Annotated in this window: 23 protein-coding genes and 1 pseudogene; 7 read left to right on the top strand and 17 right to left on the bottom strand. The window is 72.1% G+C overall.

Going from position 1 to position 24475, the window contains the following annotated elements:
- Positions 1-19 precede the first annotated feature (19 nt).
- Positions 20-184 (bottom strand): hypothetical protein, encoded by a 165-nt coding sequence (locus tag IM697_RS20110; protein ID WP_194049087.1) that lies wholly within the window; start codon positions 182-184, stop codon positions 20-22.
- 150 nt (positions 185-334) lie between these two features.
- Between IM697_RS20110 and IM697_RS20105 the strand changes: the two are divergent.
- Positions 335-651 (top strand): annotated as a pseudogene (locus tag IM697_RS20105) (metallophosphoesterase); the annotation flags it as partial.
- Positions 652-670: 19 nt separating this feature from the next.
- Here IM697_RS20105 and IM697_RS20100 read toward each other — a convergent pair.
- The 12 genes from IM697_RS20100 to IM697_RS20045 all read right to left on the bottom strand — a co-directional run bounded on the left by IM697_RS20100 (position 671) and on the right by IM697_RS20045 (position 12608).
- Positions 671-2092, bottom strand: coding sequence for an NADH-quinone oxidoreductase subunit N (locus tag IM697_RS20100; protein ID WP_194049086.1), 1422 nt, complete (start codon positions 2090-2092; stop codon positions 671-673).
- On the bottom strand, positions 2089-3597 hold the full coding sequence (locus IM697_RS20095) for a complex I subunit 4 family protein (RefSeq protein ID WP_194049085.1): 1509 nt from the start codon (positions 3595-3597) through the stop codon (positions 2089-2091). The genes IM697_RS20100 and IM697_RS20095 overlap by 4 nt, the downstream gene beginning before the upstream one ends.
- 5 nt (positions 3598-3602) lie before the next feature.
- Positions 3603-5441 carry an NADH-quinone oxidoreductase subunit 5 family protein gene (locus IM697_RS20090; protein ID WP_194049084.1) on the bottom strand — a complete coding sequence of 613 codons (1839 nt, stop codon included), beginning with the start codon at positions 5439-5441 and terminating at the stop codon, positions 3603-3605.
- Positions 5438-5743 carry an NADH-quinone oxidoreductase subunit NuoK gene (gene nuoK / locus IM697_RS20085; protein ID WP_194049083.1) on the bottom strand — a complete coding sequence of 102 codons (306 nt, stop codon included), beginning with the start codon at positions 5741-5743 and terminating at the stop codon, positions 5438-5440. The genes IM697_RS20090 and nuoK overlap by 4 nt, the downstream gene beginning before the upstream one ends.
- Positions 5740-6303, bottom strand: coding sequence for an NADH-quinone oxidoreductase subunit J (locus tag IM697_RS20080; protein WP_194049082.1), 564 nt, complete (start codon positions 6301-6303; stop codon positions 5740-5742). The genes nuoK and IM697_RS20080 overlap by 4 nt, the downstream gene beginning before the upstream one ends.
- Before the next feature lie 10 nt (positions 6304-6313).
- On the bottom strand, positions 6314-7258 hold the full coding sequence (locus tag IM697_RS20075; RefSeq protein WP_194049081.1) for an NADH-quinone oxidoreductase subunit H: 945 nt from the start codon (positions 7256-7258) through the stop codon (positions 6314-6316).
- The gene (locus IM697_RS20070; RefSeq protein WP_194049080.1) at positions 7251-8456 is read right to left on the bottom strand and encodes a hypothetical protein; all 1206 of its coding nucleotides are present in this window, start codon (positions 8454-8456) and stop codon (positions 7251-7253) included. Before IM697_RS20070 ends, IM697_RS20075 begins: the two co-directional genes overlap by 8 nt.
- Positions 8447-8797 carry an NADH-quinone oxidoreductase subunit A gene (locus IM697_RS20065; RefSeq protein WP_194049079.1) on the bottom strand — a complete coding sequence of 117 codons (351 nt, stop codon included), beginning with the start codon at positions 8795-8797 and terminating at the stop codon, positions 8447-8449. The genes IM697_RS20070 and IM697_RS20065 overlap by 10 nt, the downstream gene beginning before the upstream one ends.
- A gap of 192 nt (positions 8798-8989) precedes the next feature.
- On the bottom strand, positions 8990-10237 hold the full coding sequence (locus IM697_RS20060) for an MFS transporter (protein WP_407699655.1): 1248 nt from the start codon (positions 10235-10237) through the stop codon (positions 8990-8992).
- Between the two features lie 50 nt (positions 10238-10287).
- Entirely contained in the window at positions 10288-11373 is a 1086-nt protein-coding gene (locus tag IM697_RS20055) for a PLP-dependent cysteine synthase family protein (RefSeq protein WP_194049077.1), read from the bottom strand.
- A 141-nt stretch (positions 11374-11514) separates the two neighbouring features.
- Positions 11515-11730, bottom strand: coding sequence for a hypothetical protein (locus IM697_RS44675; RefSeq protein WP_228044786.1), 216 nt, complete (start codon positions 11728-11730; stop codon positions 11515-11517).
- 443 nt (positions 11731-12173) lie between these two features.
- Entirely contained in the window at positions 12174-12608 is a 435-nt protein-coding gene (locus tag IM697_RS20045) for a hypothetical protein (protein WP_228044784.1), read from the bottom strand.
- Between the two features lie 269 nt (positions 12609-12877).
- Between IM697_RS20045 and IM697_RS20040 the strand changes: the two genes are divergently transcribed.
- The 6 genes from IM697_RS20040 to IM697_RS20015 all read left to right on the top strand — a co-directional run bounded on the left by IM697_RS20040 (position 12878) and on the right by IM697_RS20015 (position 19174).
- Positions 12878-13219, top strand: coding sequence for an ArsR/SmtB family transcription factor (locus IM697_RS20040; RefSeq protein ID WP_194049075.1), 342 nt, complete (start codon positions 12878-12880; stop codon positions 13217-13219).
- Positions 13216-13530 (top strand): hypothetical protein, encoded by a 315-nt coding sequence (locus IM697_RS20035; RefSeq protein ID WP_194049074.1) that lies wholly within the window; start codon positions 13216-13218, stop codon positions 13528-13530. Before IM697_RS20040 ends, IM697_RS20035 begins: the two co-directional genes overlap by 4 nt.
- Positions 13531-13723: 193 nt before the next feature.
- A complete protein-coding gene (locus IM697_RS20030; RefSeq protein WP_194049073.1) occupies positions 13724-15832 on the top strand; it encodes an MMPL family transporter in 2109 nt (702 codons plus the stop codon).
- 24 nt (positions 15833-15856) lie between these two features.
- On the top strand, positions 15857-16408 hold the full coding sequence (locus IM697_RS20025; RefSeq protein WP_194049072.1) for a SigE family RNA polymerase sigma factor: 552 nt from the start codon (positions 15857-15859) through the stop codon (positions 16406-16408).
- Positions 16405-17763, top strand: a complete 1359-nt coding sequence (locus IM697_RS20020) for an outer membrane protein assembly factor BamB family protein (RefSeq protein WP_194049071.1) — start codon at positions 16405-16407, stop codon at positions 17761-17763. The genes IM697_RS20025 and IM697_RS20020 overlap by 4 nt, the downstream gene beginning before the upstream one ends.
- 349 nt (positions 17764-18112) lie before the next feature.
- Entirely contained in the window at positions 18113-19174 is a 1062-nt protein-coding gene (locus IM697_RS20015) for an AraC family transcriptional regulator (RefSeq protein WP_194049070.1), read from the top strand.
- Between the two features lie 196 nt (positions 19175-19370).
- Here the strand turns inward: IM697_RS20015 and IM697_RS20010 are convergent, their stop codons facing one another.
- The 4 genes from IM697_RS20010 to IM697_RS19995 form a co-directional block, all read right to left on the bottom strand.
- Positions 19371-20783 carry an aldehyde dehydrogenase family protein gene (locus IM697_RS20010; protein ID WP_194049781.1) on the bottom strand — a complete coding sequence of 471 codons (1413 nt, stop codon included), beginning with the start codon at positions 20781-20783 and terminating at the stop codon, positions 19371-19373.
- A 14-nt stretch (positions 20784-20797) separates the two neighbouring features.
- Positions 20798-21673, bottom strand: a complete 876-nt coding sequence (locus tag IM697_RS20005) for an SDR family NAD(P)-dependent oxidoreductase (RefSeq protein ID WP_194049069.1) — start codon at positions 21671-21673, stop codon at positions 20798-20800.
- Positions 21670-23016, bottom strand: a complete 1347-nt coding sequence (locus IM697_RS20000; protein WP_194049068.1) for a flavin-containing monooxygenase — start codon at positions 23014-23016, stop codon at positions 21670-21672. The genes IM697_RS20005 and IM697_RS20000 overlap by 4 nt, the downstream gene beginning before the upstream one ends.
- Before the next feature lie 169 nt (positions 23017-23185).
- Positions 23186-24382 (bottom strand): MFS transporter, encoded by a 1197-nt coding sequence (locus IM697_RS19995; RefSeq protein ID WP_194049067.1) that lies wholly within the window; start codon positions 24380-24382, stop codon positions 23186-23188.
- Positions 24383-24475: the final 93 nt, after the last annotated feature.

Genomic DNA, 24475 nt, shown 5'->3' with positions numbered 1-24475 from the left:
AGAGAAGGCCGCCGACCGGTCACTTGACTACGACAATGCAGGTCGCCTGCCCCTTGTACTCGTCGGCCCGCGCCTCGCACTGCTGCCGGTTGATCTCGCCGCTTCGCCCCAGCACCCAGAGAACCGCGAAGAAGGCCACCACCAGGACCAGGCCGAAGACGATGCCCACCACCATGTCCTTCACGCCGCTTGGACACCTCCCGCAGTAGCCGACGCGTCGCGCTCACGCTACGAGGACTGCTCGGGAGGGGTCCCGGGGTCCCGGGGTCCTCCCTCGGGGAGGCGAGAGCGGCGCCTGGACCGCCGTCAGTACTTCTCCGGCGCGGACCACGACGACGGCCCCGACGTCGTGGCCGCGCTGAGGGACCGGGACCCGTCGCGGACCTCGGTACTCCTGGCGCCCCAGCCGGTGTTCGTGGACGAGGCCGTGCGGCACGGGGTGGACCTGCGACTGTCCGGACACACTCACGGCGGTCAGCTCTGGCCGATGAACTACGTGGCCGAGCCGGCCAATCCGACGGTCGCGGGCCTGGAGCGGTACGGGGACACGCAACTGCACGTGGCCCGGGGCGCGGGCGCGTGGGCCCGCCGACCCGGGTCGGGGCGCCTTCGGACGTGACGGTGGTGGAGCGCGCGTCGGGCCGGGCGTGACGCCATCTGACGTGGACGGTCACGGCGCGAGGGGACCACCCAACACGTCCAGGACGGTGCCGCCGAGCAGCCCGAGCACGACGGACGCGGTGGCCGCCCCGTAGGCGACCACGGCGGCGGTCCCCGCCGTCGCGCGGGAGGCGCCAGTGGGTCCGCGCACCAGGAACGCCGGGGCGATCCAGCGCAGGTAGTAGAAGAGGGAGGCCACCGTGTTGGCGGCCGCGACGACCACCAGCCAGGCTTGACCGCCGTCGATGGCGGCGCTGAAGACTTCCAGTTTGCCGAGGAAGACGGCGGTCGGGGGCGTGCCCACCAGGCCCAGCAGACAGACGACGAGCGAGGCCAGCAGGGCGGGGTGCGTGCGTGCCAGGCCCCGGTAGTCGTCGATGGCGTCGGCTCCGGGGAGTGCGCAGACGACGGCGAAGGCGCCGAGGTTGGTCAGCGCGTACCCGGCCAGGTAGTACAGCAGCGCCTCCTGGCCGAGGTCGGAGCGTCCGGCCACGGCGACCGGGAGCAGGAGATAGCCGACCTGGCTGATCGTGGAGTACGCGAGCAGCCGTTTCACGTCCTGCTGGAAGAAGGCGGCCAGGTTGCCCAACGTCATCGAGGCGACCGAGAGCACCGCCACCAGGTCGGCCCACGGCAGGTCCGCGTCCGCGAGCGGCACGGCGGCGAGCCGGTAGAACGCCGCCAGGGCCCCGATCTTGGGGACGGTGGTGAGGAAGGCCGCCACCGGCGCCGAACTGCCCTGGACGGCGTCCGGCACCCAGAAGTGGGCGGGCACGCCTCCGGCCTTGAACAGGATGCCGGCGACCAGGGCGAGCGTGCCGACCGCCACCAGTCCGCCCGGGGCCTCGGCGAGTTCGGTGCGCAGCCCGGGATACGACGTGGTCCGTCCGGCGGCGAGGAGGACGGTGACACCGGTGAGCATCACCACGCCGAGGAACGCGCCGACGACGTAGAACTTCAGCGCCGCCTCGGTGCCGGGGCCGTCCTTGCGGAACCCGGCGAGCGCGTAGGCGGGCACGCTCGCCAGCAGATACGCGGCGGCGAGCAACAGCAGGTCCTGGGCTGCGGCCAGCATCAGCGCGCCCGCGGAGGCCAGTTGGAGCAGGACGTAGAACTCCGTCTCGCGCGGGTCGGCCCGCAGCGGGCCGACGCTGAGGGCGAGCACGACGAGTGTGCCGCCGAGGACGACGACGCGGGCGGTCGCGGTGACCGGGTCGACGGCGAAGGAGCCGCCGAACGCGGTGGTGACCGGTTCCGTGGCGGCCAGCGCGGCGGCCACGATGCCCGCTCCGCACGCGCCGATCGCCAGCGCGCCGATCAGCCACTGACGGCGGCGCGGCAGCCAGGCCCCGAGCAGCAGCCCGAGCACGGCCGAGGCGGTGAGCAGGACCTCGGGCAGGAGGTCGAGGGGGTTCTCGTTCATCCCGGTCATCGCGCGAGCAGCTCCAGCACGGTGCGGGAGGCCGGTTCGACGACGTCGAGGACGAAGCGGGGTGCGATACCGAGGACGACACCGAGCGCCAGCAGCGGGACGATCGCCAGGCTCTCGTGGAGCCTGATGTCGGGGAACGGCCGGTCGGCACCCGGCGCGGTGGCGGGCAGCCGCAGGGGGCCGAGGAAGATCTGTTGCAGGGCGCGCAGGAACAGTCCGGCCGTGATGAGGATCCCCAGCACGGCCAGGCCGGTGGCGACCGGCTGCGGGCCCAGGCTGCCCGTGAGGATCTGGAACTCGGCGATGAAGCCGGAGAAGCCCGGCAGTCCGAGCGAGGCGAAGGCGGCGACGCCGGTCAGCGCGGCGAAGACGGGCGCCCGCTCGGCGACGCCCGAGTACGCGGACATCTCGTACGTCCGCCCCCGCTCGTAGAGCACACCGGAGAGCAGGAACAGCGCGCCGGTCAGCAGTCCATGACTGACCATCTGGAAGACGGACCCGGTCACCGCCAGGCGCCGGGCCTCCTCGTGGTCGCCGCCGACGACTCCCGCCGCGCCGATCGCCAGGACGATGTAGCCCATGTGGTTGACCGATGTGTACGCGACCAACCGCTTGAAGTCGGTCTGCGCGAGAGCGACCAGCGCGCCATAGAGCACGGAGACCACGCCGACGACGACGAAGACGACGGCGTGGTCGCGCCAGGCGGCGGGCAGGACGGGCATGGCGATGCGCAGGAAGCCGTACGTGCCCATCTTCAGCAGCACACCGGCGAGGATCGCCGAGCCGGCGGCCGGCGCGTCGGTGTGGGCGGGCGGCAGCCAGGTGTGGAAGGGCACCGTCGGCGTCTTCACCGCCAGCCCGACGGCGATCGCGAGGAGGACGAGGGCGCCGTACGTCGCACGTCCGGCCAGGGGGTTGGCGTCGGTCAGCTCGACGATGTCGAAGGTGTGCGGGTCGGCGGCCAGATAGAGGCCGATGAAGCCGAGCAGCAGGGCGAGGGAACCGATGAAGGTGTAGAGGAAGAACTTCAGGGCGGAGCGGGCCGCGTCCCTGTGCCCCCATCCGGCGATGATGAAGTACATCGCCACGATGGACAGGTCGAAGAAGAGGAAGAACAGGATCAGGTCGAGGGCGACGAACAGGCCGAGGCAGGTGGTCTGCAGGAAGAGGAACAGGGCGGCGAACTCCCTGGGCCGCCGGGTCTGACGCCAGGCGTACAGCGCACAGGCGAGGAACAGCACGCAGGTGACGGCCAGCAGCGGCAGGGACAGGCCGTCGACTCCGACGTGGTAGCTGATGCCCGCACTGGGGATCCAGCGGGCGCGCGTCTCGTACTGCATGCCGCCGTCGGTCCGGTATCCCGCCCAGACGATCACCGTCAGGACCAGTTCGGCGGCGGTGGTCGTCGCCCACACCGTCAGGAACAGCGGGCGCGGTGCGCTGCGCGGCACGCACAGCAGGAGGGCCGCCATGGCGGTCGGGAGCAGGACGATGGCCGTGAGCACGGCGGTCACCTCACGAGGACGAGGAGGACGGCGAGGACGGTGAAGGCGACGACCGCCTGGGCGAGGTACTGGTGCAGCTGCCCGGTCTGCGGCCGGCGCGCCCACCGGCCGAGCGCCCGGGCGCCGCCCGCCACACCTTCCACGGCGCCGTCGACGAGGCGCTCCGCCCGGGCGTCGGTCCACCGCGCCAGCCGGACCGAGCTACGGGCGGTGCCCTCCACGGCGCGGTCCAGCACCCGGTCGTCGAAGGCGGCGAGCGCGTCGGCGAGGCGCAGGACCGGGCGTACGAGGATCGCCTGCGTGGCGGTCTCCAGGTGCAGCCACTGCGCTGCGAAGGCGGTGATCCGGCCGGGCAGGGTGAGGAGCCGGGGGCCGCGAACCCAGACCAGGGCCGAGACGGCGACCGCGAGGGCACCGGACAGAAGGAACTCCCCTGCATGCGGGCTCGGTTGGGCCGGGCCGCCGAGCACCCGCTGGATCGCGTCGCGTACGGGCGGGAAGGACGTGGCGGTCAGGGCGAAGCAAGCGACGGCCAGGATCACGAGCGGCAGCCAGGTGGCCCGCGGCAGCGGTTCCTCATGGTCGTCAGGTGCGGGCTGCCAGACGAACCACAGGGCCTTGGCGCTGTAGACCGCGGAGATCACCGCGCCGGCCAGTCCGATGCCGTAGAGCGCCGTGTTGTCCTCGAGGGCGCCGGCGAGGAGTACGTCCTTGGCCGCCCACAGGGCCAGGGGCGGGACGCCGGCCAGCGCCAGGGCCGCGACGCTGAAGGTGACCCCGGCCGTACGGTGCCGTCGGGCCGCACCGCGCAGGGCGGGCAGTGCCTTGGTGCCGAGGGCCGTCAGCCAGGCGCCCGCGACGAGGAAGGCCAGGCTCTTCACGGCGGCGTGGGCGATGAGCTGCAGGGTGCCGCCGGTGACCGCGCCCACGCCCGCGGCGAGCACCATGAAGCCGATCTGGGCGCAGGTCGAGGCGGCGAGCAGCTGTTTGAGGTCGGTCTGCGCCACGGCGACCAGGCCGAGCACCACCGCCGTCACCGCGCCGGTCCACGCCACCACGGGCCCGCCCCAACCGGACCGCGCGAGAAGGGGTTCGAGCCGCAGCAGCAGATACGCCCCGGCCACGACCATGGTCGCCGAGTGCAGCAGGGCGGAGACCGGGCTCGGGCCCTGCATGGCCCTGGACAGCCAGAAGCTGAAGGGCAGTTGGGCCGACTTGCCGAGGGCGGCCGCGATGACTCCGGCGGTGATGAGCGCCTGCCACGGATCCGCCGCGTGCGGGAGATCGGCGAGGGAACCGCTCTGTCCGCTCGCCAGCGCCGCCCCGGCGGCGAGGTAGAGGCCCAGGTCGGCGGCGCGGGTGGTGAGGAAGGCCGTGTTGGCGGCGTCGCCTCGCTCGGGGTCGCGCCACCAGTGGCCGATCAGCGCCCAGGAGGTGGCGCCCATCACCTCCCACGCCATCAGCAGGACCGGCAGCGTGGTCGCGGTGACCGTCGTCAGCATCGCCCCGCTGAAGAGCAGCATCAGCCCGAAGAAGCGGGCGCGCGCCTCGCCGGGTCCGATGTCCGCGACGCTGAACAGCAGGACGGCCGCGGTCACCGCCGTGACGGTCACGGCCATGAGGCCCGACAGGCCGTCGACCGCGAGTCCGGCGGGGAGCCCTTCGAGCAGCGGCGCCTCGACCCTCGGGTGCTCGAACGCCACCGTGACGGCGAGGCCGAGCGCGGCGACGGCCGTGCCGACCGCGACACCTGGGGCGTACCGGTCCGCCGGGCGGCCGGCGACCGCCAGCAGCGTTCCCACCGTGAGCGGCAGCGCGATGAGCGCCCACAGCAGCGCGCTCACTCCTTCAACTCCGCGGCCATGTCGGTCATGTCGACCTCACGGGCCCGGAACAGCGCCGTCACCACGGCGAACCCTACGGCCATCTCCACCGCCATGACCGTGACCGCCAGGACCACCAGCACCTGCCCGTCGGCGGCTGCCGGAGCGATGTGGTGCCAGACGGCCGCGGCGCCGACGATGACGCCGCCCAGCATCAGCTCCAGGCCCATCATCAGCATCACGATCGACTGCTGGGTGAGCGCGCCGAACAGCCCTACGCTGAACAGGGCGGCGGCGAGCAGCAGGAACAGTTCCAGGCTCATCGGCCCACCCCTCCCCGTACCGGGTCGTCGGCGGTGCGTGCCTTCAGGTCGTCGCCGAACCGGTCGTAGCGACCGCGCCGCGTGGCCAGGACGACGGTCACGACGATCGTGGCGAACAGGGCCACGCCCAGGGTCATCATGGTGAGCATCTGCGGCCCCATCAGCGACCGGCCCAGGTCCCTGGTCGGATCGGCCGACGCCCTGCCGCGCCGGGAGGGCCACGGGGCGAGCAGGATTCCGGCGGCGAGTACGGCGAAGACCGCCGCGCAGATCACGGCCGCGCCCTTCTTGTTGTGCACCATGGTCATCGGCATGAGACCGGCCGGGTTCATCATGTACATCACCATGAACACGGCCATGATGGCCATCTCGATGGTCATCATCAGCACGATCACGACCCCGAGGTAGTCGAGGCCGAGCAGCAGCACCTCGCCACCGACGCACAGCAGCGAGGTCAGCAGCGCGTACGTCGCCCGGGCCATGGAGTCGAACCGGAAGACCATGACGCCGGCGGCCACCGCCAGCAGTGCCAGCGCCCAGAAGATCACGTCATCAAGCATGGCCTCTCGCTTATCGGTTGAGGACGACGACGGCGACGAACAGCGCCTGAAGCAGCGTCAACGGCACCAGCACCAGCCACGCCGACTCCATGTACCGCTCCATCCGCAGCACGGGCAGCAGCCGGCGCCCCACCACGAGCAGCGCCAGTACGGCCGCGGTCTTGAGCAGCGTCCACGCCCAGCCCGGCAGCAGCGGGCCGTGCCCGCCGCCGAGGAACAGCGGCACGCTGAATCCGGCGGTCACCACGAGCAGCAGCCACCGCCCGCCCAGCAGCACCAGCCGGTCCACGCCGGTCAGCTCCGCGGCCGCACCCCCGGCCGCGTCCCGGGAGAGCGGATGCCCCAACGGCCCCCAGAAGGCCATCGCGAGCGCGCTCAGCAGATAGACGACGAACGCGGCGGGCATCCACACCACGAACCACAGCCCGTCCTGCGCCGCGACCACCTCCCCCACCCGTAGCGACTCCGCGCCCAGGGCGGCGGTGGTGATCGCGAACATGTGCGGCAGCTCGTACGCCAGGCCCTGCGCCAGGAACCGGTAGCCGCCGATCAGTGACAGCGCCGAGTTCGGCCCCCACCCGGCCAGCCACACCGCGGCCCAGGACAGGGCCTCCATCGCGTTGAACCACACGACGCCGACGGACGGATCGCTCACCGACCGGAAACCCCACGGCAGCACCGCCCCGGCGAGCACCGCGGCCAACGGGACCAGCGCCACGCCCAGCCTGATGAGGAGGGTGTCGGCGGCGGTCGTACGCCGGGGCTGCTGGGCCAGCAACCGCAGGCCCTCGCGCAGCGGAGCCGCCGCTCGGACGCCCATCTCGCGGACCGTCCCCGCCCGGCCGCGCTCGGCCGCCGCCGACAGCACGGCGTCGAAGCCCGCCGCGCACACGGCGGCCAGGATCAGAGCCACCGGCAGGACGGCCGTGGCCCACAGGGGCGCCGCATCAGCCATGTGCCGCTCCGGCCGTCGGCGCGAACGCCAGCTCGTCCAGGTCGGGGTCCAGGCTCGCCAGGATGATCCGCGCACAGGCGAACTCGGCGCCCGTCAGCAACTCCGGAAGGACGTCGAGCAGGGCCCGGGACGGCGGCCGCTCGCCGTCCAGCCGCCCACGGGGGCCCACCAGGACGTGCCCCGAGCCCAACAGCTCCGCGTCGTCGAGCTCGTCGAGACCGCGCTCGACCTCCCGCAGCCAGACCCGCAGCCGGTCATAGGCGTCCCCGCCCGCCTCGGACGCCGGCCCCGTCACCCCGGCCGAGCGCGCCCGCCGCGCCGACAGCCCGCCCAGCCCCGCGGTCCCCCAGCGCAGCGTCCGCGACCGCTCCACCCTGCGCATCGTGGCGCGCAGCCGCCCGCCGATGGACTCGCGTGAAGCGCCCGACAGCATTTCGTCCCGCAGCCGCCGGCACCGCGCGGCGGCGTCCTCCCAGCCGACGACGGCGAGGAAGCGGCCCACGCTGTCCAGATGCGCGGCGCAACGCCGGCGTGCCGCCACGCCCCGCCCGATCTCCTCGCCCTGAGCGGCCCGCAGCCAGGGCTCGTTCCAGTACGGCGACCCGGCCTCCGGCACCGGCAGTTGTCCGATCTCGACGGTCTGTACGACGTCGCCTTGCAGCGCGAGGTGAAGGACGAGCCCGGCGGGCCAGTCGGCCAGCCCCGGCCCCAGCGGTAGGTGCAGCCGGTCGAGGCGGAGCTGGTCCCGGTCATCGGCCCGCTCCGCCATCGGCAACCCGGCCACCTCGCCCATGCCGTGCATGTCGTGCATGTCGTGGTCCATGTGATCGGCATGGCCACCGTCGTGACCGCCGCCACGCGCCTCTTCGTGGCTGTGCGCTCGCGCGGGTCGAGTCAGGAGCGCCGCCGCCCCCGTGTCGAGGGCCTGCGCAGCCCGTGCGGGTCCCTGTACGACGACGCGCGCGGCGGGCTGCGGCATCCCGGCCTCCAGCCGGTCGAGCCACTCGGCGTCGTGCGGGCGCGGCGTGCCGCAGACGATCAGGAGATCGGCGTCCGCGGGTGTGCCCGACACCGGCCAGCCCCGCAGCCGCAGTTCGGCTTCGACGCCGAGACGCGCCTCGGTGCCGCCCGGCACCGCCACGTGGAACACCCTCGGTCGACGGGCGACTCGGCTGCGCAGCCGTGTTCTCAGGTCCATCGGAGCGCCCCCTCACGCCATGCGTACGCGACGCCCGCGAACAGGATGCCGAGGAAGAGGAACATCTCGACCACCGCCGGGGTCCCGACCTCCGACACGACCTTCACCCACGGGTACATGAAGAGCATCTCCATGTCGAAGGCCAGAAAGATCATGGTGACCGCGTACCAGCGGACATGGAACCGGGAGACCGCGTGCTCGCCCGGCGCCAGACCACCCGAGAACGGACCGCTGTCGAGCGGGGTCCGGTCGGCGGCCAGCCACAACCCCAGCCCGTAGAGCGCGGCCAGGCCCGCGACGACCACACCGAGGAGTACCAACAGCGGCTGCCACGCATCCATGCGGCCCGGTCCTCCGTTCCTTTGATCCGCTATCGTGCGCCGCCGGTCGATCCAGGTCGCGGAGACACGGCCAACGGCCCCTGCACAGGTTCATCAAGGACCTTAGTGAAAACGGGTGCACCGCCGTAGCCCGCGAGCGGCAGGGGCGGAGCACAGTGCGGTGCCCCGCCCCCGCACCGGCCGGCCGGTGGGTCAGACGGCCGTCGGCAGCGGCTCGGACGCGGGCGGTGCCGCCAGTCGGCCGGTGCGGTGCAGGCCGTACAGGGCGGCCGCGCAGGCCAGGCCCAGCGCGATGAGTGTGATCCACGGCAGCGCGGGCGTCCCGGCCGCGCGGGCGGCGTCGAGCGCGGCGCCCGTGCCCAGGTTTCCGACGGTGATGCCGATACCGCAGATCGTGTTGTACAGCCCGTAGTGGGTGGCGACGAGCCGGTCACCGCTGAGGCGGACGATGGTGTCCATCTCGAACGGGTAGGCGATCATCGTGCCTACGGCCAGCAGCAGTGCGGCGAGCGTCGGTGGAACCGCCGCGAGCAGCCACAGCCCGGCCCCGGACTCCGGTACGGGCACGGCGGTGGCCGCCAGCAGGGGGACGAAGGCCAGCCCCATCGCCGCCAGCCCTCGCACGAGCGCCTGCCCCGGCTCGTACCGCGCCTTGCACCACGCCGTCACCCGCGTCTGGCCCAGGATCGTGCTCAGCCCGGACACGGCGAAGAGCACCGCCACCGCCGCCGTGCCGAACTCCCCGTCCCCGCCGAGCCGGCGCACCTGAAGCGGCAGCGCCAGATAGACCTGGAAGGACAGGACGTACGAGCCGATCATGGCGACGGAGAACAGCAGGAACGGCCGGTTGGCGAGGATGCCGCGCCACTGGGCGAGCACGCCCTGACCGCCGTCGCTCGCCCGCCCTCCGGCGTCCTCGGCACGCCGGGCGGGCAGGGCCCGGATCTGTACGACGCTCAGCAGCGCGAAGATCCCGGCCGCCACCAGGCAGGTGATACGGAAGTCCACTCCGGTCAGCACCATGCCCACCAGCGGGCCCAGCAGGATGCCGGCCTGGTAGAACACGTTGAACAGGGCGAACGCCTCCACCCTGCGCTCGCCCGCGTCGGCCGCGAGGTACGCCCGGACGGCCGGATTGAACAGCGCTCCGGCCAGCCCGGTGGCGGCGGACGCGGCCAGCAGCGCGGGCAGCGAGTCCACCAGCCCGAGCGTGGCGAAGCCGAGGGTGCGCAGCACACATCCGGCGATGATCAGCGGCTTGTAGCCGAGCCGGTCGGCGAGCGTGCCGCCGACCAGGAACATGCCCTGCTGGCTGAAGTTGCGTACGCCGAGGACGAGTCCCACGATCCAGCCGGCCAGTCCGAGCGTTCCGGACAGGTGCGCGGCGAGGTAGGGCATCAGCATGTAGAAGCCGAGGTTGATGGTGAACTGATTCACCATCAACAGCTGGACGCTGCGTTCGTACGACCGCACCTGCGGGATCAGCCCCTTCACCGGGCCTCCTCCGCGGTGAGGGGGTCGACCACGGTGGTGCACCGGCTCCAGCGGGTGACCTCCTTCTCGTCCGGGTGGCCGATCAGTTCCGGTTCGGGTGCCGGTGGGGAGTTCAGCAGGCCGTGGGCGGTGCAGTAGTCGTCGTCGTAGACCGTTCCCAGGTAGCGCTGCGGGCCGTCGGGGAAGACGGCGACGATCCGTGCGTCGGCCGGCATGGTCCGGGCCAGCCAGCCGGCCACGAGCGCGACGGCGCCGACGCTCCACCCGCCGGTGGCGTAGTGGGACGCGGCGAGTTGGCGGCAGGTCCACACCGCCTCGTGCGGGGCGACCCAGTGCACCTCGCTGAAGTTCTCGTAGGCGACGTTGCGGGGATGGATGCTGGAGCCGAGTCCGCGCATCAGCCGGGGCCGGGCGGGCTGGCCGAAGATCGTCGAACCGGTGGTGTCCACGCCGACGACGGTCAGCTCCGGGTAGAGCTGGCGCAGCACCCGGGAGACTCCCGCGGAGTGGCCGCCGGTGCCCACGCTGCACACCAGGACGTCGATGTGGCCCATCTCGGAGGCGAGTTCGAGGGCCAGTGGGGTGTAGGCGGCGACGTTGTCGGGGTTGTTGTACTGGTCCGGACACCAGGAGTCCGGGTGCTGCTCCAGCAGCCGCTGTACGCGGTCACGGCGGGCCTGCTGCCAGCCGCCCGTGGGGTGCGGCTCGGAGACGACGTTGACCTGGGCGCCGTACGCGGTCAGCAGCCGGGTCATGGACAACTCCAGTCCCGGGTCGGTGACCAGGGTGACGGGGTGGCCGTACACCATCCCGGCCAGGGCCAGCCCCAGGCCGAGGGTCCCGCTCGTGGACTCGATGATCCGTCCGCCGGGCCGCAGGTCTCCGCGGGCCCGGGCCCGCTCCACCATGTGCAGGCCCGGACGGTCCTTGATACCGCCGGGGTTGAACCCCTCGAGCTTGGCCCAGAAGCCTCGCTCCGCCGGGGCCAGCGGCTCCGACACCCGTAGCAGCGGGGTGTTGCCCACCAGGCCGGACAGGGCGGCCTGGCCCGAGGTGACCGCGGCCTTGGTCAATGACTGCATGTCTGTGTGTTCACTCTCGCTCGATGAATGCGGGGTGCGGGTTCGTCTCGCGCGCCATGGCGACAGGCGCGGACCAGGGGTCCGCGTTCATGGCATGGGTGCGCGGCAGCCGTTGGGGTCGGCCGGCTGCGAGCGAGTTGTCTAGATCCGCCAGCGCGATGTGCGCACGAGCGCGACACGGCCGGAGCGGGCGCTGTGACGTCTGCGGAGTTGATGCCGCAGGAGGGGTCTGCCCAGCGCCACGGACAGGGCGACGAGCACGGCCACGGCCAGGGCCTCGGCCAGGGCCACGGCCATCAGGTCCAGGGAAAGCTCCTCCGTGGACTGGGCCGCGGTACGGACGAACGCGTCCGCCACGCATCCTTCGGTCTCGTGAGGGCCGTGCGGGGTGTGAGGACCATGAGGTCCATGAGACCCATGAGGTTCGCCGCCCGAGTTCAGCGCTGATGAAGCCGCGGGCACGGACGCCGACGCGTGCGTCTCCTCGGCGACACCGTGCATGACGGCGCACAGCACGAACACCATGACGAGCGCGGCGCGGATCGCCGAGACGAATCGGCGCCACCGGGATGAGTCGCATGGGGCCCACGGGGCGTGCGCGGGCATACGGGGGTGGGTCGGCACAGGTCCTCCGCGCTGCTTCCCCGTCTCCGGCAGGGCCGGAGTGAGGCGCAGACAGGTGGGGGGCAGGACAGCATCGACGAACGTGACGCCCCATCATGGGCACGGGATACGACGCTCGTCGCGCAATGCCAGCCGAACCGGTGACAACCGGCGGCCGGTTGGAGGACGCCGTCCTTCTAGACCTGCTGCACCACGGAGGCCGCTCTCAGCGCCGCTGGTGACGCCCCGTCGACGGCTCGATCGGCGGCGGACAGGCGCACGGTCGAGGCGTCATCGGCACCGGCTGATGCGCGAACCGACGCTGCAAGGCAGGGCAGCGCCAGAGCGGAACCCTGCTGGGGCTGCCCGGACGCACACTGCTCACCGGGTTGCGTCGACTCATGGCCGCCGCCATGGTGAACGTCGCCTTCCGCGGCGAACTGCGGCACGGGGTCGACGACTCCATGGCGAGCCCCGTCGGCCGCTGGACCGGCAGCGGCCATCGCACTGGTGGACAGGTGCCCCTGCACGCTCTCCACGTGCACGCCATGCGTCACCAGGACGCCGAACAGGAGCACGGCGAAGGCCAGCAGGCGCAGCAACGGACCCGCATCAGAGCGGATCCGGTCCATGCGCCGGGGCGACCGAGCCGTAACCATGCCGTGATCCTAGCGGCTCGCCGACGGCGATCGACCACCACTCCTGAAACACCGGGTTAACTCGCCAGTCGAACGGCTTGTTTGCTGCGGTGAGCGTGGGCCGACCCCGAGCCGACCCTGAGACAACCCCCATGCCTCCCCCATCTGACCCCGACCCATCCCCGATATGTGTCAGGAATCTTTGACAGGTGCTCCCGGCTACTGTCAGCCTTTTCTGACAGGTACGACGGAAAGGGGCCGCGATGCCCGAGGTCCCGCCTCCGGCACCGACGGGCGACGAGTTGCTGAAGGTGCTCACCGCCCTCGGCAACCCGCACCGCATGCGGATCGTCGGCGCGCTGCTGGAGCGCCGGAACTACGTCAGCGCACTGGCGCGTGAGATCGGCATGAGCCGGCCCCTGCTGCACATGCATCTCCAGCGGCTGGAGGCGGCGGGACTGGTCGTCGGCACGCTCGAACTCGCGGAGGACGGCAAGGCGATGAAGTACTTCGACGTCACGCCGTTCGTCTACGAGTTGACGCCCGACGTCATCGCCCGGGCGGCCGCGACGCTCACCGAGGCCGAGAAAGAGGAAGCGAAGTGAATGCGGAACAGGTGACCCTCGCCGACAGCGCCGACACCGTGGGTGCGGTGGTCGGGGCGGTGGGTGCGGCCGGGCTCTTCACCCTGCTGATCGTGATCGTCTGGCAGGTCGCCGCCACCTGGCGGGCCCGGATGCTGGCCGCGCGCGAGCAGCAGTACCAGGACCTCGCGGCGAAGTACGCCCAACTCCTGGAGGACACCGTGGAGTTGCAGCGCCGCATGGCCGACGAACAGCGCCAGACGCTGGACGAGCTGACGCAGACCCGGCTGTCGGTGTCCTCGATGGAGAAGATGATGCGCGAGATCGAATAGCGGCCGACGGCACGTGTACGGCCGGGAGCGGCAACTCCCGGCCGTACCGAGGAAGAACACCGACCCGGACACACCCACCCGTACATCACGGCAGGTCGTCACACCTGCAAGCGCCGTGGTGCGGGCCCCGTGCGCCCTGACGCCGGCCGTCGAGACGGACCGGCGGCGCGCTCCCTACGTAAGGAGACTACTCATGCGTGCGCTGCTCCAGCGCGTCGCCCGCGCGCCCGGTGGACGCCGCGGCAAGTGGCTGGTCCTGGCCGTCTGGCTGATCCTGGCCGTCGCCCTCGGCCCGCTGGCCGGCAGACTCGGCGACGTCGAGGAGACCGGCCCCAACGCCTTCCTGCCGCGCGGCGCGGAGTCCGCGCGGGTCAACACGGAGCTGGAGAAGTTCCGTACCGACACGGTGATGCCGGCCGTCGTCGTCTACACCGGCGACAGCACCGAGGCCCGGGCGAAGGCCACCGCCGACCGTGACGCCTTCGCACGGTACGTCCCCGCGGGCCGGGCGCTCTCGCAGCCGATCCCGTCCGAGGACGGCGAGGCCCTGATGACGATCGTCCCGCTGGACAGCGAGGACGACATCACCGACAAGGTCGACGAGCTGCGTGACGTGGCCGGCGCCAACGCGCCGCCCGGCGTGGCCGTCGAGGTCGGCGGCCCGGCCGGGTCCCTCACCGACTCGGTGGCGGTCTTCGACGGCCTCGACACGACGCTGCTGCTGGCCACCGGCCTGGTGGTGGCCGTCCTGCTGCTGCTCACCTACCGCAGCCCGGTCCTGTGGCTGCTGCCGTTGTTCTCGGTGGGCTTCGCGGCCGTCCTCACCCAGGTCACCACGTACCTGCTGGCGAAGCACGCCGGACTGCCGGTCGACCCGCAGAGCGCGGGCGTCCTCATGGTCCTCGTCTTCGGTGTCGGAACCGACTACGCCCTGCTCCTCATCGCCCGCTACCGCGAGGAACTGCACCGCCACGTGGACCGCCACGAGGCGATGCGGATCGCGCTGCGCCGCTCCGGTCCGGCGATCCTGGCCTCCGCGGCCACCATCGCCGTCGGGCTGTCCTGCCTGGCGTTCGCCGACATCAACTCCTCCCGCTCGCTGGGGCTGGTCGGCGCGGTGGGCGTGGTCTGCGGCTTCCTCGCGATGGTCACGGTGCTTCCCGCGCTGCTGGTCATCGCCGGCCGCTGGGTGTTCTGGCCGTTCGTCCCGCACGAGGGCACGCCCGCCCGCAAGCCGCGCACGATCTGGTCCCGCGTCGGGGCCGCCGTCGCCCTGCGCCCGCGCTGGTCGTGGCTGATGTCCGTCGCCGTGACCGGCGTGCTCGCGCTGAGCGCGGTCGGCATCAACATGGGCCTCACTCAGGCGGAGATGTTCCAGGACAAGCCCGAGTCGGTCGTGGCACAGGAGAGGATCTCGGCGCACTACCCGTCGGGCGCCTCCGACCCGGCGGACATCATCACCCGTACCGACCGGGCCGCCGAGGTGCGGGCGGCCGCGTCCGCGGTGGCCGGGGTGGCCCGCGTCGAGGAGGGCGGCGACCGCACGCCGAACGGCCAACTCACCGCTCTCACCGTGGTGTTGAAGGACGCCCCCGACAGTCAGGCGGCCAAGGACACGATCGACGACCTCCGCGAGGCCGTGCACCCGATGGACGCCCTCGTCGGCGGCACCACCGCCGAGGCCCTCGACACCCAGCGGGCGGCCGACCGCGACCTGACGACGGTCGTCCCGATCGTGCTGCTCGTCGTCCTGGCCGTCCTGATCCTCCTGCTCCGGGCCCTGGTCGCCCCGCTCCTGCTCCTGGCCACGGTCGTGCTGTCGTACTTCGCGGCCCTCGGCGCCTCCAATCTGCTCTTCGAGCACGCCCTGGGCTTCGCGGGCGTCGACTGGTCGATCCCGCTGATGGGCTTCGTCTTCCTGGTGGCCCTCGGCATCGACTACAACATCTTCCTCATGCACCGCGTCCGGGAGGAGACCGGGAGGCTGGGCCACGAGCGCGGCGTCCTGGAGGGGTTGACCAGTACCGGAGGCGTCATCACCTCGGCCGGCATCGTCCTGGCCGCGACCTTCGCGATCTTCGCGGGCCTGCCCCTGGTGACGATGGCCCAGATGGGCGTCCTCGTCGGCATCGGCGTCCTCCTGGACACCTTCCTCGTCCGTACGGTCCTCGTCCCCGCCCTCGCCCTCGACCTGGGCCGCTGGTTCTGGTGGCCGGGCAGGATAGGACAACGCTCATCGCAACCCGAACCGAAGAAACCCGCAGCGGCAGGCATAGATCGTCCACGGCCCGCGCGTCCTTGAGAGCGTTAGGAAACGGGAGGGCCCATGGACCCACAGGACCACGAGAGATTCCGGGACTTCGTCGACGCCCGGTGGAGCGCCCTGCTCCGCCTGGCGAACCTGCTCACCGGCGGCGACCGGCACGAGGCCGAGGACCTGGTGCAGATCGCGCTGATGAAGGCGCTGGGCCGCTGGCGGCACATCGACGACCCGGAGGGTTACGTCCGCAAGGTGATGTACCGGCATCAGATCAGCCGCTGGCGGCTGCGTCGCCCGCACCGCGAGGCGACGTTCGCCGTACTGCCGCAGGACACGGGCGTCGCCGACGGCACGTCCGCCGCCGATCTGCGGATCGCCGTCGGCCAGGCGCTCGCCCGGCTGACCCCGCGGCAGCGCACGATGCTGGTGCTGCGCTACTTCGAGGACATGTCCGAGACAGAGGTGGCCGGCGCCCTGGGCTGCTCGGTGGGCACCGTGCGCAGCACCACCCATCGGTCGCTGTCCAAGCTGCGCAGCCTCGCACCGGAGTTGGGTGCCCCGGCCCGGGCCGCATCCGACACCCAGCGCAGCAACCTGGCGAAGGGAGCCCACACATGAACGCCGACCAGCTGGACCGCACGATCCGGGACGTCCTGCAGAGCTGGACCCCCGACGACCCCGCCGCTCCCGCGGGCATCGCCGACCGCATCGTGCGCCGCCGCCGGCGGCGTCTGCTGCTGCGCACCACCGGCGCGGCGCTCGGCCTCACCGGCATCGCCGTCGGCGCGTTCCTCACCACCGGCGCGGGCGGCGACAACGGGGACCGGCCGCCGGCCTCGGGGAGCAGGGTGCTGTGGCAGACCACGCTGCCCGGCAAGTCCTGGGACGCCTGCACCACCGGGCCCGACGCGGTCTACTGCCGGGGGGAGGCGTACGACGGCATCCGCGTGGACGTCCGCAGCGGCAAGATCGTGTGGGAGGAGAAGGCCGGGGACGCGGACAGCGGCAGAACTCCGGCGGGCTCGCTGCCCGGTGTGCGCGACGGCGTGCTGTACACCTACGCCGATCACGACCCGGGGGCGTCCGACGCCGGCACCGACCTCGTCGCCCTCGACGCCGAGAGCCGGCGGGTGCTGTGGAAGCACGAACTGGCCGACGACAGCCGCGGCCGGTCCTCCGCCGTGCTGTTCGACGGCGGGATCCTCGCCAATGCCCCCACCTTCAAGAGCGTGGTGGCGCTGGACGACAGGACGGGCCGTACGCTGTGGACGCACGCGTGGAAGCAGGCCGACTGCGACCGGGACGCGATCGACGGCGTCCCGTACCTGATGTGCTCACCGGACAGCGAGAAGGCCCCGCAGCGCAGCACCGTCGTCCGGCTGGACCCGGAGACCGGTGAGCCACGCACGGTGGCGACCGTCGACGGCCCGACGTCGTACCTCGGTACGGACGGCGACGCCGTGCTGCTGGGCGCGGCGGCCGGCGAACAGCGGTACCTCGGCGCCCCCGGCCCCGCCACTCTGATCCGCGTGGACCTCGACTCGGGCAAGGTGTCGCAGCACCGCGTCGAGGGGCTGCCGGCGGGTGTGGTCGCGGATGGCATCGTGCTGTCGTTCGGCGGGGACGGCAACGCCGTCGCGTACGCGGCCGACACCGGCGAGCGGCTGTGGTCGCGCGATCTCGGGCTGCGTCTGCGCGAGGACCCGCGCGACCCCTCCATGCGGGAACTGTCCTCCGAGGCCACGGTGGACCTCGACAGCCGCGTGGCGTACTACCTCGATCCGTCCGGGCAGCTGGTGGGCCTGGACCTGGACAGCGGCGCGGTGCGCTGGCGCGGCGAGGTACGGGTGCCGGACGGCCCGGTGGAGGGAGGGGTCGCCCCCGAACTGATGGTCCACGACCACGGCCTCGTCGGCCAGGTCGGCACCGAACTCTTCCGGATCGATCCCGTGCTGCCGAACGGGGGTCGATAGCCCGGGGCGGGAGGGGAACCGCGGCGCCCCTCCTTCGCCATGGCGGCTCCCCTTGCCAACGGAATGCCCCGTTCACCTCCAGGTTCGCCCTCTCTGACACCCGCTGTGGCCCGAGGCGCGCGACGCGGACGCTCTCCCGACGCCGTGCGGCACATCAAGGCCGGGTGGCGGAAGCGATCTATCGACCTACTGTTCTAGCAATGCTGACGTTCTGACCCAGGGATGATCTTCTGCGCCCCCGGAAGACCGGTCGCGGCTCTTGGCGTCCGCGACCGGCCTGTTGGCCGGACCGGCGGAGAACCCCTTCTACTGTGTGTGCAGCGAGCAACGCCCGGTCACAAGGAACGCCATGCCCGACAGCCCCGCCCCGGCGCAGTCGCCGGGAACCAGCCGCAGTACCTCGGCGACCGTCCCGCCGAACATTCTGCGCTGCCTCACCCCCGTCGCCGACGGGTACGGCGTCGACCTCCGGCCCGAACTGAGCCGGGTCGGGCTGGACGAGGCGATGATGTGCTCGGCGGCGCTGCGGGTCTCGTACCGCCAGGGCAGTGCCGTCATCCGGCGTGCGCTGGAGCTCACGGGTGACCCTCACCTGGGCCTGCGGGTGGGTGCGGCGCAGCACCTGACGGCGTGGGGGCTCCTCGGATTCGCTCAGATGGCCGCCGGCACCCTGCGGGAGGCCATCGAGACGGGCGTGCGCTTCCAGAACCAGTCCGGAGCGATGGTGGTCTGGTCGGCCGGGCCGGAGGAAGTCGGCTACGTGCTGCGGGCCGAACTGCCCGATCCCGCCCTCGATCCGGCGGTCGCGGTCTTCCTGGCCGAGGAGGCGTTCGCCAGCGTCGTCACCCTCACGCGGTTGAGTTCCGGGGAGGAGTTCGCCCCGCAGAGCGTCGAGTTCGCCTTCCCCGCCCCAGGCGACATGGGGCCGTTCACCGAGCTGTTCCGCTGCCCGGTACGGTTCGACGCCGTGGCGAACCGCTTGGTGTTCCCCACGGCATGGGCCGGGCGGCCGATGCCGGGCCGCGACCGGGTCACCTTCACCACCGTCGTGGAACTCCTGGAGGAGCAGGCGGCGTCGAGGCGCGATCAGCAGGATCTGCTGGAGGTGCTGGAGATCTCGATCGCGCAGAGCCTGCCCGACGTGCCGTCCTTCGTCGAACAGGCCCGGCGGCACGCGTCCAGCGAGCGCACCCTGCGCCGTCGTCTGGCCGAGTGCGGCACGACGTACGAGGCGCTCGTCGACGGAGTGCGCCGCGAGCGGGTCGAGCAGTTGCTGCGCCGGCCCGAGCTGACCTTGCGGGACATCGCCCGGCAGGCGGGCTTTTCCGACGTGCGGGCACTGCGGCGGGCGGTGCACCGCTGGCACGGGGTGACCCCGGCCCGGCTGCGCGGGGAGGCCGGGGAACGGTGACCGGGAGAGACCGGGAGTGACCGGGACTGACCGGGAGTGCCCCCGCGCCACCAGGCCACCAAGGCGCACCAAGCCATTGAGTCACCGAGTCACCGAGTCACCGAGTCACCCAGTCACCCAGTCACCCAGTCACCGAGTCACCGAGTCACCGAGTCACCGAGTCACCGGCCATGGGGCCCCGGCCTCCCCAGCAACATCAACGCGTGCGGATCCAGACGGTCTTCTCCCTGGTCCACTGCGCGAAGCCGTCCGTGGACTTCTCCGCGCCGCCGAACCCCGACTGCTTCCACCCGCCGAAGGGAGTGGTGATGTCCCCTTCGCTGTACGCGTTGACGGAGACCACCCCGGCTTCGACACCCCGCGCGAGCCGGAACGCGGCGTCGAGGTCGCGGGTCCACACCGAGGCGGCGAGCCCGTATTCGGTGGCGTTCGCCCACCGCACCGCCTCGTCCTCCGAGGTGAAGGTCTGGACGGTGACGACAGGGCCGAACAGTTCCTTGGTGAGCACGTCGCTGCCCTCTGGGGCCCGGCTGATCACGGTGGGCGGGTAGTAGGCACCGCGCGGCGGCAGACCGTGCGGCAGTCCGCCGGTGTGGATGTGGGCTCCGGCGGAGCGGGCCGCGTCCACCGCCGCCGCGACCCGGTCGAAGGCGGCACGGTTGATGAGCGGCCCCACCTGGGTGCCTACGTCGGCGGGGTCGCCGATGGTGAGGCTTTCGGCGGCGGCGGTGAACCGGTCCAGGACGTCCTCGGCGATGCTGTGGTGGACCAGGACGCGGGAGCCGGCGGTGCAGTTCTGCCCCATGGTGAGGAACGCGGCCTCGATCATGTCGTCGATGAGTTCGTCGCCGTACTCGAGTGCGTCCGGCATGAGGATCTGGGGGCTCTTGCCACCCATCTCCAAGGACACCCGCTTGAAGTTCGTCTCCGCCGCGTCGGCCAGGATACGGCGTCCGGTGGCGGTGGATCCGGTGAACGACAGTGCGCGCACCAGCGGGTTGCGGGCGAGCGCCCTGCCGGTGACGGCGCCGTGTCCGGGCAGCACGGTGAGCACGCCGTCCGGCAGGCCCGCCTCGGCCGCCAGGGCGGCCAGGTGCAGGGTGGAGCGCGGGGTGGCCTCGGCGGGCTTGAGCAGCAGGGAGTTGCCCGCGGCGAGCGCGGGGCCGACCTTCCAGGCGGCCATGGCCAGCGGGTAGTTCCAGGGCAGGATCGCGGCGGCCACCCCGACCGGTTCCCGGCTCACCAGGCCCAGGCTCCCGTGACCGGTGGGGGCGACGCGGCCGAAGACCTTGTCGGCCGCCTCCGCGAACCAGCGGATCGACTCGATCGCCGCGGGCACGTCTCCCGTACGGCACTCCGTGATCGGCTTGCCCGCGTCCTCGCAGTCCAGCCGGGCCAGGAAGGCGGCGTGGCGCTCCATGAGGTCGGCCAGGCGCAGCAGCACAGCGGCTCGCTCCCGCGGGGACCGGCCGGCCCAGACGCCGCTGTCGAAGACCTTGTGCGCCCGCTCGGCCGCCAGCACGACGTCCTGCTCGCTCGCCGCCGGTACGGTCGTGATCAGCTGACCTGTCGTGGGATTGACGACGTCGAGTGTCTCCTCGATGCCCATGATGTCCGTCCCGCTCACGCTTCCTCCACCAGTTCCCACCGGCCGCCGACCTGGCGGGCCAGCCCCCGGCGGCGCAGGTCCTCCAGATAGCGGGCCATGCCCCGCTCACCCCGCTTGCGGAACAGCGGGAAGAGCCTGGGCAGCAGGTTCGGCGCCAGCATCGCGACCCGCACCAGCCGGGACTCCGCGGGGCGGACGTAGGCCTCCAGGCGGGGCTTGTCCAGCAGGCTCACGACCGCCCTGACGACATCGGACGGCTGCTGCGGCGCGTCCTGGAACTGCATGGAGTTCCCGCCGTCGACGGCCTCCTGACGGAGCATCCGTGTGTCGGTCGCCGACGGCAGCACCGAACCCGCCTTGATGCCCTTGCCCCGCAGGTCCAGCCCGATGGCGAGCATCGCGCCGCGCAGCCCGAACTTCGAGGCGGTGTAGATCGGGGTCTCGCCCAGCGGGAAGATCCCGCCGAGGGACACGGTCGTGACCACCCGGGGGTCAGCCGAGGCCCGCAGCAGCGGGACGGCGATCCGGGTCGTGACCAGCGGGGCGACCAGGTTGACGTCGATCTCCCGCTCGATGCTCGCCACGCTGCGCTCGTCGAAGCGTTCCGCGCTGGTCATGCCCACGTTGTTCACCAGGACGTCGATACGGCCGTGGGTGACCGCGACGCCGTCGAGCATCCGCTGCACGGCGGCGCCGTCCAGCAGGTCGCAGCCCAGCCCGGCATGCCCGCTCCCGGGCAGCTCGGCGGCGGTCCGCTGGGCCCGCGCCTCGTCGATGTCGACCACGAGGACGCGGGCACCTCCTGCGGCGAAGCGGTGGCACAGGGCGCTGCCGATGCCTCCGGCGCCGCCGGTCACCAGGATGGCCTTGTCACGGAAGTCGTACGTCATGACGCCACCGCCTCCTGACCCACGGACGTTGCCCGAGGCGGCAGGCCGGCGGTACGCCAGCCCATCCCCTCGGCGACCTTGCCGAGGTACTTCACGAAGGCTTCGCTGTGGACGTAGCCGGTGTGGCGCGGCGAGTCGACGAACTTCAGTCCGCCGGACAGGTCCGGCCGGTCGCTGCGGATCATGCGGGCGAACCGTTCGGCGGTCGGCAGCCCGGCCCTCGCGTCCCGGATGAAGGACGCGATCAACTGGGCCTGGCTGTCGAAGAGCTGGTAGGCCCCGGAATTGGTCTCGACGAAGCCGACGCCGAACAGGCCCTCGTGCTCGCGGGAGAAGGAGCACAGGTAGAGGTCGGGGTGCTGCTCGTCGCCGAAGTACTTCTGCGCCACGGGGACTTTGTGGACGTAGCCCGTGGCCAGCAGGATCAGGTCGAAGTCGTCGCTGGTGCCGTCGGTGAAGTGCACCGTGCGGCCCTCGGTGCGCGCGATGCCGGGCCTGGCCGTGATGTCCCCGTGCTGGAGGTGGTGGATCAGCAGCGAGTTGATGGCAGGGTGGGTCTCGAACAGCTTGTGGTCGGGCTTTTGCAGACCGAGCCTGCGCGGGTCGCCGTTGAGGAGTCGCAGCAGGCCGCCGAACAGCTTCTGCTGCAGCCACATCGGAAGGTGGGGTCCGCCCGCGGCGATGGTGTCCACGGGCCGGCCGAACAGGTGCTTGGGTATGAACCAGTAACCACGGCGCATGCTGATCGCCGCGTGGTCCGCGGACCGCGCCGCGTCGCAGGCGATGTCCAGCCCGGAGTTCCCCGCACCCACCACCAGCACCCGCTTGCCCCGCAGTTCGGCACTGCTGCGATAGGTCACCGTGTGGCGGATCTCTCCGGTGAAGTCGCCGGGGAGGTCGGGGACGTTGGGATGCCACTGCGCCCCCGTGCACACGACGACCTGCCGGTGGGTACTGGCCCGGCCGTCGCCCCGGGTGACCGTCCAGGTGCCGTCCGGGTTCTTGTCCACGCCGCGGACCTCGGTGCCGAACTCGATCCGGTCCCTGAGCCCGTATGCCTCGGCGAACGACGTCAGGTAGGACAGGATCTGCCGGTGCGGCGGGTAGTCGGCGAAGTGGTCCGGCATCGGACAGCCGCCGAAGCCGGAGAGGGTCTTGCTGGAGATGAAGTGGGCCGACTCGTACATCGGGCTGCCCGGGTTGTCGATGTCCCACAGGCCGCCCGGTCCCGTGTGGCGTTCGATGTGCGTGTACGGCAGGTCCCGCTCGGCCAGCGCCCTCGCGACCGCCAGCCCCGCGGGGCCCGCACCGATCACACAGGTGTCGTACTGGTTCTCACTCACCAGTCCGCTCCTTTCCTTGGATGTCTCACGTTGTTCGGGGAACCTATGCACCGCGCGGCCGGCGGGAACTGACCCCTGCGGCCACGGAGAGGACCGCAGCGGCCAGCGCCGGGCCGCTGCTGCCCGCCACGCCCTCGGGGACGTCACCTGACGGACGCGGCTGAAGTACTCACGCGCTCTCGGCGGCGGACGGGGGCGCGAGCTCGCGCCCGGCCGATGCCTTCGTGCCGGCCACCGTCATCCGGAGCAGGGGCAACGAGGCGAGGAAGGTGCCGATCGCCAGGACGAGGCCGAGTACGTCGGCCCCGGCGCCGTCGAGGACGGCGCCGACGGCCAGGGGTCCGACGCCGGTGCCCAGAGCGCCCGCTCCGCTGAGGGAGGCGACCAGGCGTCCCGTCGGGTCGATGAGCGCCGCGGCGGCGAGCATCTGCACCAGGACGGCCAGTTGGCAGCTCTGCCAGAGGACGGCCGCGACGGTGAAGAGCACGGGGTCGTGGGTGAGGACGAGGACCGCCATCGCGAGGGCCTGCGCCGCGACGAAGACGGCCATGGACCGCATGCGTCCGAAGCGCCGCGCCGCCATGGGCCCCACCGCCGCGCCGACGAGCGCCACGACGCTGGAGACAGCGAGGACGGCTGACACGGCGGAGTGGGACATGCCGGTGTGCTGGCGGCCCAGGACCGAGGCGTACGACCATGCGCCCTGGGTGACGGCCCACAGGAGCCCGGTGCCGAGGAGCAGCACGACCGACGGTCTCGCCGATGCCGCCTCGCCCGTACCGGCGGTTCCGGAGACCGCAGCCGCCGGGCCGTCGGGGAGTCGGCGTACCAGTGGCCAGGCGGCGAGACAGCACAGCGCCATGAGCAGGAAGCCGGTGCCCTCCCCCAGGTCGTGGTTGGCCGCGGGGACCCCCATGATCAGCAGTGCCGTCACGCCGACCACGCCGGAAATGGTGACCGCGGACGCCTTGTCGGCGTCGTCGGTTGCGGCGAGCGCCGCCGTGGCCGCGGCGTAGACCGCGCCGAGCCCCGCACCGAGGACCAGGTTGGCCAGGATCAGGGTCACCGGGCCGGTGGCCGCCGTCGCTCCCAGGAAGCCGGCTCCCGCGACGGCCAGGCCGAAGCGGGTCATCAGCACCCGCCCCGGCCGTGCGGCCCGCTCGGCCAGCAGCAGGGTGACGATGGCCGTCGCCATCAGCTGGGTCGCGGCCACGAGTCCGGCGGCGGAGTCCGACAGTGCGAAGCGTGACGCGAAGTCGTCGACGAAGACGGGCATCACGTTCGCTCCGCCGTTGCCGAGGGTGATTCCGGCGATGAGCGCGACCGCCACGCCGAAGGTCAGGGCGGAGCCGCCGCGCGCGTTCACCGGCCGCTCCTCTGCGAGGAGTTGGGGACTGTCACTGGTCCTCGGCGGTGCGCCGAGTGTGCAAGAAGCATGAGGGCCTCACGAGTTCAGGAA

This window comes from Streptomyces ferrugineus, from assembly GCF_015160855.1.
GTDB classification, from domain to species: Bacteria; Actinomycetota; Actinomycetes; order Streptomycetales; family Streptomycetaceae; genus Streptomyces; species Streptomyces ferrugineus.
The sequence above is the reverse complement of the archived record's forward strand: the minus strand, read 5'-3'. Positions and strand labels throughout refer to the sequence as shown.

Bases quoted from the DNA above. Each gene is read 5' to 3' on its own strand.
- IM697_RS20100 (WP_194049086.1), bottom strand. From the start codon at position 2,092: ATGACCGGGATGAACGAGAACCCCCTCGACCTCCTGCCCGAGGTCCTG.
- nuoK (WP_194049083.1), bottom strand. From the start codon at position 5,743: ATGAGCCTGGAACTGTTCCTGCTGCTCGCCGCCGCCCTGTTCAGCGTA.
- IM697_RS20080 (WP_194049082.1), bottom strand. From the start codon at position 6,303: ATGCTTGATGACGTGATCTTCTGGGCGCTGGCACTGCTGGCGGTGGCC.
- IM697_RS20075 (WP_194049081.1), bottom strand. From the start codon at position 7,258: ATGGCTGATGCGGCGCCCCTGTGGGCCACGGCCGTCCTGCCGGTGGCT.
- IM697_RS20070 (WP_194049080.1), bottom strand. From the start codon at position 8,456: ATGGACCTGAGAACACGGCTGCGCAGCCGAGTCGCCCGTCGACCGAGG.
- IM697_RS20065 (WP_194049079.1), bottom strand. From the start codon at position 8,797: ATGGATGCGTGGCAGCCGCTGTTGGTACTCCTCGGTGTGGTCGTCGCG.
- IM697_RS20060 (WP_407699655.1), bottom strand. From the start codon at position 10,237: ATGGTGAATCAGTTCACCATCAACCTCGGCTTCTACATGCTGATGCCC.
- IM697_RS20055 (WP_194049077.1), bottom strand. From the start codon at position 11,373: ATGCAGTCATTGACCAAGGCCGCGGTCACCTCGGGCCAGGCCGCCCTG.
- IM697_RS20045 (WP_228044784.1), bottom strand. From the start codon at position 12,608: ATGGACCGGATCCGCTCTGATGCGGGTCCGTTGCTGCGCCTGCTGGCC.
- IM697_RS20040 (WP_194049075.1), top strand. From the start codon at position 12,878: ATGCCCGAGGTCCCGCCTCCGGCACCGACGGGCGACGAGTTGCTGAAG.
- IM697_RS20030 (WP_194049073.1), top strand. From the start codon at position 13,724: ATGCGTGCGCTGCTCCAGCGCGTCGCCCGCGCGCCCGGTGGACGCCGC.
- IM697_RS20025 (WP_194049072.1), top strand. From the start codon at position 15,857: ATGGACCCACAGGACCACGAGAGATTCCGGGACTTCGTCGACGCCCGG.
- IM697_RS20020 (WP_194049071.1), top strand. From the start codon at position 16,405: ATGAACGCCGACCAGCTGGACCGCACGATCCGGGACGTCCTGCAGAGC.
- IM697_RS20015 (WP_194049070.1), top strand. From the start codon at position 18,113: ATGCCCGACAGCCCCGCCCCGGCGCAGTCGCCGGGAACCAGCCGCAGT.
- IM697_RS20010 (WP_194049781.1), bottom strand. From the start codon at position 20,783: ATGGGCATCGAGGAGACACTCGACGTCGTCAATCCCACGACAGGTCAG.
- IM697_RS20005 (WP_194049069.1), bottom strand. From the start codon at position 21,673: ATGACGTACGACTTCCGTGACAAGGCCATCCTGGTGACCGGCGGCGCC.